Origin of the sequence: Ferrovibrio sp. (assembly GCF_017994015.1) — a bacterium.
Classification (GTDB): domain Bacteria; phylum Pseudomonadota; class Alphaproteobacteria; order Ferrovibrionales; family Ferrovibrionaceae; genus Ferrovibrio.
The window spans coordinates 1-6234 of sequence record NZ_JAGOLP010000102.1; the positions used below are offsets into that span (position 1 = coordinate 1).

Annotated in this window: 6 protein-coding genes; 3 read left to right on the forward strand and 3 right to left on the reverse strand. The window is 62.5% G+C overall.

Going from position 1 to position 6234, the window contains the following annotated elements:
* The 3 genes from KBB36_RS20480 to KBB36_RS20490 form a co-directional block, all read left to right on the forward strand.
* A partial coding sequence (locus KBB36_RS20480; RefSeq protein WP_290985613.1) for a hypothetical protein occupies positions 1 to 290 on the forward strand: 290 nt, incomplete at its 5' end.
* A gap of 104 nt (positions 291 to 394) precedes the next feature.
* Positions 395 to 730 carry a hypothetical protein gene (locus KBB36_RS20485; RefSeq protein WP_290985615.1) on the forward strand — a complete coding sequence of 112 codons (336 nt, stop codon included), beginning with the start codon at positions 395 to 397 and terminating at the stop codon, positions 728 to 730.
* 10 nt (positions 731 to 740) lie between these two features.
* Complete coding sequence (locus KBB36_RS20490; RefSeq protein WP_290985618.1) at positions 741 to 2012, forward strand: NAD(P)/FAD-dependent oxidoreductase; 1272 nt, start codon at positions 741 to 743, stop codon at positions 2010 to 2012.
* Between the two features lie 65 nt (positions 2013 to 2077).
* On the opposite strand, the gene KBB36_RS20495 is transcribed toward KBB36_RS20490, so the two are convergent.
* The 3 genes from KBB36_RS20495 to KBB36_RS20505 all read right to left on the reverse strand — a co-directional run.
* Positions 2078 to 3496 carry a hypothetical protein gene (locus tag KBB36_RS20495; protein ID WP_290985620.1) on the reverse strand — a complete coding sequence of 473 codons (1419 nt, stop codon included), beginning with the start codon at positions 3494 to 3496 and terminating at the stop codon, positions 2078 to 2080.
* Between the two features lie 238 nt (positions 3497 to 3734).
* Positions 3735 to 5126, reverse strand: coding sequence for a lyase family protein (locus KBB36_RS20500; RefSeq protein ID WP_290985622.1), 1392 nt, complete (start codon positions 5124 to 5126; stop codon positions 3735 to 3737).
* A 64-nt stretch (positions 5127 to 5190) separates the two neighbouring features.
* On the reverse strand, positions 5191 to 6234 hold a 1044-nt coding region (locus KBB36_RS20505), incomplete at its 5' end, for an ATP-binding protein (RefSeq protein WP_290985624.1).

The following is a 6234-nucleotide window of genomic DNA, read 5'->3' on the forward strand; positions in this document are numbered from 1 at the left end:
GCATCATTCTGCCCGCCAGCCCGCTGGCCTGGGCGGCCTGCGCGGCGCTGGCGATCTTCTCCACCTTCGGTTCGCTGGGCCTGATGATGGTGGGCGCGCCCATGGCCGGCGCCGAGCGCAGCTCGATTGCCGGGGCCGGCGAATTGGTGACCGCCTTGCTGGTGGGCCTGCTGGCCTATAACGAAGCCGTTACCATGAATACCCTTATGGGCGCCGCCCTGATCCTGCTGGCCATTGCGGTGGCCGCTCAAGGCTCTGATCAAAAACAGGAAAATCCCCCTGAAGCATAAATAACAATAAATTATGTATTTATTTTTTTATGCACATATAAATTTGCGTATTTAAGAAAAACTACATAACATGCGGCCCGACCAGCAAGGGAGGATGCCCCATAATGTCTCGAATCTCTCTGGCCGGCGCAGCTTTTGCGCTGGCTTTAGCCGCACAATTCGGCTTTGCCCCACAGGCTGCCATGGCGCAGCAAGCCCCCAAGCCGGGTGAGCTGACCGAAGCTGCCTTCACCGCGCAGACCTGCGCGCTCTGCCATGGCACGCCGAGCCAAACCCCGCCGACCATGCCTTTGATCTATGGCAGCAATGCCGACCAGCTTTACACCACCTTGCTGGATTTGAAGGCCAATCGCCGCCCGAGCACCATCATGGGCCGCATCGCCCGTGGCTTCACCGACGACCAACTGAAAGCGGTCGCCGATTATCTTGCGCGCTACTGAGGAGGCGACCATGACGCATTTCACTCGCCGTGGTTTGCTGGGCGCCGGCGCTGCCGCTGCCACCCTGCTTGGCATGCCCAACATCGCCCGCGCAGCGGGCGGCCGCGTGGTTATCGTTGGCGGCGGTTTCGGCGGTGCCACCGCTGCCCGCTATCTGAAACTGTTCGATCCCAGCATCGAAGTGACCCTGGTGGAGCGCGACGCCACCTATGTCACCTGCCCGTTCTCGAATTATGTGCTGGGCGGCATCCGCGACCTGAACAGCATCACCCATCGCCGCGATCCGTTGCGGCAGCGCTGGGGCGTGCGCCTGGTGCGTGGCGAGGCCCGCGCCATCGATGTGAGCCGCAAGAGCCTGCGGCTGGCCGATGGCGTTGCCCTGCCCTACGACAAACTGGTGGTGGCGCCCGGTATCGAGCTGAAATACGAAGGCGTGCCGGGCTATAGCGAAAAGGCCGCCGAGCGCGTGCCGCATGCCTGGAAGGCCGGGGCGCAAACCGCCTTGCTGCGCCGGCAGCTGGAAGCCATGCCCGATGGCGGCGTGGTGATCGTTGCCCCGCCGGCCAATCCGTTCCGCTGCCCGCCCGGCCCCTATGAGCGGGTGAGCATGATCGCCTGGTATCTGAAGAACCATAAGCCGAAATCGAAGATCCTGATCCTCGATGCCAAGGATGCCTTCTCCAAGCAGGGCCTGTTCCAGGCCGGCTGGGAGAGCCAGTATCCCGGCCTCATCACCTGGCTGGCCGGCAAGGATGGCGGCAAGGTGGAAGAGATCGACGTGGCGAACATGACCATCAAGGCCGGCTTCGGCAATGAAAAGGCTGCCGTGATCAACCTGATCCCGCCGCAGACCGCCGGCCGCATCGCTGTCGACGCCGGGCTTACCGAGGCCAATGGCTGGGCGGCGGTGGACCCGATCAGCTTTGCCTCTCGCAAGGCGGCGGATGTGTATGTGATCGGCGATGCCTCGATTGCCGGCGCGATGCCGAAATCCGGCTCGGCGGCCAACAGCCAGGCCAAGGTGGTGGCCGCCCATATCAGCGCCACGCTGAATGGCAAGGCGCCGCCGCCGGCCGTGTTCCACAACACCTGCTACAGCCTGGTGACGCCGGATTACGGCATCTCCGTTACCGGCACCTATCGCCCCGGCCCCAACGGCGTGGCGGAAGTGCCCAATAGCGGCGGTGTGAGCCCCGCCCAGGCCAGCGCGGATTTCCGCAAGCAGGAGGCGCTGCATACCGAAGGCTGGTATGCCGGCATCATCGCCGACGCATTGGGCTGATAACCGCAGCCTCGCGCCGTATAAACATCGCCCGGGCGGCAAACCCGGGCGATTTTTTTATGCCCTCAGCGATGCAGCAGGGTAGATCCGATGGCGATGGCGATGCTGCCGGCAAGCATGATCACGACAGCGAAACGGCGGTTCCATTGATGCACGATCTCTGTGGAGCGCACTTCGGCAATGCTGGCCAGCAGCAGGTTGGACGCCGTGAAGGGCGATAATTGCCCGGTCAGAGACCAGGACAGCAGATAGACCAGCCCAAGGAAAACCGGCTCGATACCGAAGGCCTCGGGCTGCGCCATCAGCGTACCGATGATGCTGATCGTGATCAGCGGATTGACGCCCATATAGCCGGTGGCGATGACGCCCCAGAAGATCATCAGCGGCAACGCGATAAAGGCCAGCGGCACCTGACGCAGCCATTGCCCCATCAGTTCATACGGCAGCAGGCCGCTGGCCGCGCCGCCGATGAAGCCTGCCGTGCTCAGCACGACGATTTCGGTATTCAGGCTGGACAGGGTTTGCGCCGTCAATTGCCGCAGCCGCCAGCCAAAGCTACGCAACAGATTGCTGGGTCGGCGCAGGCATTGCGCCAGCATCCAGAGCAGCGAAACCACCGGCAGCATGATGATCACCGCCTCGGATGTGCTGGTGCCCAATGTGCTGCGCAGGATCAGTATGCCGGCAAAGATCGTGCTGACGATGGCCAACAAGCCGATGATCGGCCGCCATGCCAATTGGTTTTCCCAGGCGATGCCCTCCACAACGCCCAGTGCGGGCTCGGCATAGCGGTTCACCAGCCAACCGGCGAACATCAATGTGGCCGCCAAAGCCACGCCATAAGGCATCAGCTGTTCCCAACTGACCCCAGGCAGTATCGAGGCCACCACCAGCGGCGACAACGCCATCGGCGACCAGGTGCCGGTTGCGGTAAAGCCACGCAACAAAGCGATGAAGCTATGGCGCAGCATCCTGGCGCGCATCTCGGGTTGCAAGCCATCCACGCTGCGGCGGATCATCGTGCCCAGCATGCCCAACGAGCCGAAATTCATCATCATGCCGAACAGATGCCCGCCGATAGTGAGGATGACATATTGCCGGCCAGGATCCTGGCGCACGATGGTATCGCCCGCCCGCCGCAAAAGATCGGAATGCAGCCCGGCTTCGCGGATGAAGGTGAGCGCGGTGAAAAAGCTGGCATAGGAAACCGCGCGGCGCAGACCCAACTGGATATTCTGCCAGGCCGACGGATCGAACAGCAGCGACAGCACCAGTACGACTGCACAGAGCAGCAGGAATACCCGCGCCACCCGGCGCAGATGCGGAAAGCTGATCCAAGCAAACAGCACCAGCAGACCGGCCGCCGGCAGCGTGAGATCGGGCATCGCCGCGAACATGCCCGCCACGCTGAGCAGCATGAGGAGCACCAGCAGCAAGCCGGCGAGAAAGTCCCGATCACGCCAGAGTTGCGCCAAAAGGCTCATGCAGCGCCGCCGATGCCCATGCCCCGCCCATCAACGGGCAGGCATGCAGCGCATGCACGGAAATCCGGGTATTGCATCCGATCCTCGATAGACGGCACCCGGCTCGTCGGCATCGCGGCGGCTTTGGGGGCATGCCGGCAAGTGTGTCCGGCAAGCGGGCGCCTGTCCAGATGCCAGGCGCATTTTCGATGCCGGATGAGCGGATCAGCGGCCCGAAATCATCAAGAACCCGAAACTATCAAGGACGGGGCCCGATCATGCTGCGCGGATCAGCCAAGCGATCATACTCTTCCGCCGTAAGCAGGCCGAGATCGATCGCCGCCTGCTTCGGGCTGATTCCCTCGGCAAAGGCCTTGTTGACGATCTGCGCCACGCGATCATAACCCAGATGCGGATTGAGCGCCGTGGCCAGCATGATGGAATGCTCCACATTGCGCGCCAGGGTGGCGTGATTGGGTTCGATGCCGGCCACCAGTTTTTCGCCGAAAACCTGCGCGCCATCGGCCAACAGCCGGATGGATTGCAGGATATTATGCAGGATCACCGGCTTGGCCACATTGAGTTCGAAATGCCCGGCCGCAGCAGCCTGGGTGATCGCCACGCAATTGCCCATCACCTGATAGCAGACCTGCAGCAAGGCTTCGGCCAGGGTGGGATTGCGCTTGCCCGGCATGATCGACGAGGTAAGCCCATCATGGGGTAGCAGCAATTCGGCCAGGCCGGCACGCGGGCCGGAGCCCAGAAAGCGCACATCGTTGGCAATCTTGGCCAGCGACACCGCCAGCGTGTTGAGCATGCCGCCGGCCTCCACCAACGCATCATGCGCGCCCATGCCCTCGAATTTGTTGGGATTGGCACGAAACGGCAGGCCGGTCAGTTGCGCCAATTCCGCAGCGAAGGCCTGATCGAAACCGGCCTTGGCATTCAGCCCGGTGCCCACCGCCGTGCCGCCCTGCGCCAGCGCATAAAGCCGTGGCAGCGTATCGCGCACCCGGTCGATGCCCAACTCCACCTGCCGCGCCATGGCGCCAAAGCCCTGGCCCAATGTCATCGGCGTGGCATCCTGCAGATGGGTGCGGGCGATCTTCACGATATCGGCCCAGGCTTGCGCCTTGGCGGCAAGCTGCTTGTGCAGGCTTTGCAGGGCCGGCAGCAGGCGCTGATGCAACTCCAGCACCGTAACGATATGCATCACGGTGGGGAATGTATCGTTGGAGGATTGGCCGCGATTGACATGATCGTTGGGGTGCACCGGCTTTTTGCTGCCCAGCTTCTGGCCAAGCAGCTCATTGGCGCGGTTGGCGATCACCTCATTGGCATTCATGTTGGTGGCGGTGCCAGATCCGATCTGCCAAACCGGCAGCGGAAAATGATCATCGAACCGCCCTTCCCACACTTCACGGGCAGCATGCTGCACGGCATCGGCAAGATCGGCGGGCAATTCGCCCAACGCGGCATTGGCCCTGGCTGCCGCCAGCTTCTGCAAACCGATGGCACGCGCCAGACTGGGCGGCAGCTTTTCCGTGCCGATTTCAAACAAGTTCAATGCACGCTGGGTTTGTGCGCCCCAATATTTATCGGTGGCTACGTCTATGCTGCCGAATGCATCGCGTTCCGAGCGGGAGGCCATCCGCATCTCCTTCCGAGTATCTGGGGCTGTTCAGCCAAGCATGTTACGCCGGCAAACGCCACCCTCATGCGGGCCCCAGCAGCGCCAGGATCGCCTCGTGTAATTCCTGCCGGCGAAACGGCTTGGTCAGCAGCGGCCATCGCGTATCTTCGTGCTCGCCCTTCGGATCGTCATGCTGGCGCGGATCGGAATAGCCAGACATCAGCAATATTTTCAGCCCAGGCCGCAATTGCTCGGCGCGCGCCGCCAACTCGCGGCCATTCATGCCGCCGGGCATCACGATATCCGATAGCATCAGGTCTATCCTGGCATCGCTTTGCAGGATCGGTAGCGCGGCGGCGGCATGCTCCGCTTCAAGTACCGTGCAGCCGATTGTGTTGAGTTGCTGGCGCGCCACCAGGCGCAGGCCGGTATTGTCTTCCACCAGCAGCACGGTGATTTGCTTCGGATTGGCGGCCATATTGCCGGCCTGGCCGGGCTCCTCGTCGGCCTCGCCACGGCCAAGGCGCGGCAGATAGAGACGGAAGGTGGTGCCGGTGCCCAGTTCGGAATACACCGTGACATGGCCGCCGGATTGCTTGGCAAAGCCATGCACCATGCTGAGGCCGAGCCCGGTACCCTTGCCGACTTCCTTCGTGGTGAAGAAAGGTTCGAATACGCGCTTCACCACTGCCTCGGGCATGCCGCTGCCGGTATCGGAAACCGAAAGACAAACATAATCGCCGGGCGGAAAGTCCGGAGCCACACCAGCCGCCATATCGGCATCGATGGTGCGGTTGCGCGCCTCGATCAGCAATTTGCCGCCACCCAACATGGCATCGCGCGCATTCAAACCGAGATTCAGCAAAGCCGTGTTCAATTGCGTAGGGTCTGCCCGCACCGGCCAGATATCCAATGCCACATCGGATTCCACCTGGTATTGCTCGCCCATGGCGCGTTTCAGCATTGCCATGGCGTTGGCGATCTCGCGGCCAACCTGTATCGGCTGCGGCGTCAGGGGCTGTCGGCGTGCGAAAGCCAGCAAGCGTTTGTTCAATTCGGCGCCTTGCAGAGCGGCATTCAGCGCCGATTGCGCGAAGGCCTTCAGTTCTGGCTTTTCATCCAGGCT